This window comes from Bradyrhizobium sp. Y36 (genome assembly GCF_002531575.1).
GTDB lineage: Bacteria > Pseudomonadota > Alphaproteobacteria > Rhizobiales > Xanthobacteraceae > Bradyrhizobium.
In genome coordinates, this window is record NZ_NWTI01000048.1 from 1 (window position 1) to 1392 (window position 1392).

Genomic DNA, 1392 nt, shown 5'->3' on the forward strand with positions numbered 1-1392 from the left:
GGTGATGGGGTGGACGGCCCCCTACGGCATCAGTGTGCCAGAATGAGGTTGTCAGACACCCATTCACAGGAGCCGTCCGTGAGCCAGATTATCCGTATCGGGATGGATACGTCGAAGTATATTTTCCAGCTGCATGGCGTTGATGCGTCCGAGCAGGTCGTACTGCGCAAGCGACTTAGCCGCAAAGCGATGCTGGATTTTTTTGCGAAGCTGCCGCCAACGGTGGTCGTGATCGAGGCTTGTGGGGCCGCCCACCACTTGGCGCGCCAGCTCGGCAGGTCAGGACACACGGTCAAGCTGATCGCACCACAGCTGGTGAAGCCCTACGTGGCGCGCAACAAGAACGATGGGCGCGATGCGGAAGGGCTGTGCGAGGCGTCGAGCCGGCCTCGGATGCGGTATGTGCCGGTGAAGACGGCCGATCAGCAGGCCGCGCTGATGCTGCTGGGCGTACGCGATCAATTGGTCGGGCGTCGCACGCAACTCTCCAACACGATCCGCGGGCATGCGGCGGAGTTCGGCTTGATCGCAGCCAAGGGGTTGGACAAGCTCGCCGCATTCCTGACGGCCATCGGGCAGGACGAGCGTGTGCCGGGACTGGCCCGCGATCTATTTGCAATGCTGGCTCGCCAATATGAACAGGTGCAGGTCGAGTTGAAGGCGATCGAGGCCAGGCTGCTTGCCTGGCACCGGGCCGATGCCATGAGCCGGCGATTGGCGCAGATTCCGGGGATCGGTCCAGTCACGGCGGCGGCGCTGGTGATGAAGGCGCCAGATCCGCACGCCTTCCGCTCGGGGCGGCTGTTCGCGGCCTGGCTCGGCCTAACGCCCAAAGACCATTCCACCGCGGGTAAGACCCGGCTCGGCAAGATAACCCGTGCAGGTGATGAGAGGCTACGTCAGTTGCTGGTGGTCGGGGCGACCTCGGTTGTGAAGATGGCCAAAACCCGAGATCGCGGGCCTCGCTGGCTGATCGAGCTGTTGAAGCGCAAGACACCCAAGCTTGCTGCAGTGGCGCTGGCCAACAAGATGGCCCGCATCGCCTGGAAGCTGATGACAACTGGAGAAAGCTACGACAGTGCGCGGCACGATGCCGCTACGGCAACCGCCGCTTAGCTAAGAGATTCGGCCGGCCGGCGGCTTAGTCCACCGGCCTAACCGGAGCTGCAAGAGCAGAGAAGATGGAGTGATCGGTCGACCCGAGACGCGAGCAAATCCGTGGGACCCATTGGCTGTACAAGGGCCGCTGCGGTGATTGGAACTCGTGTTGCGGAAGCCATCTTGGCCAGCGGCGAACAAGCTGCACCCAACAGGCCGCACATATGGATGCAAGCGACCCGGTCAAACCTCACTAAGCTCTTGTGCCACGGGGGCCGTCCACATATGGGTCCC

Annotated in this window: 1 protein-coding gene; it reads left to right on the forward strand. The window is 62.9% G+C overall.

Annotated elements, in window-relative coordinates; genetic code table 11:
- Window positions 1-78: 78 nt before the first annotated feature.
- Entirely contained in the window at window positions 79-1116 is a 1038-nt protein-coding gene (locus CO669_RS34780; protein WP_097667117.1) for an IS110 family RNA-guided transposase, read from the forward strand.
- Window positions 1117-1392: the final 276 nt, after the last annotated feature.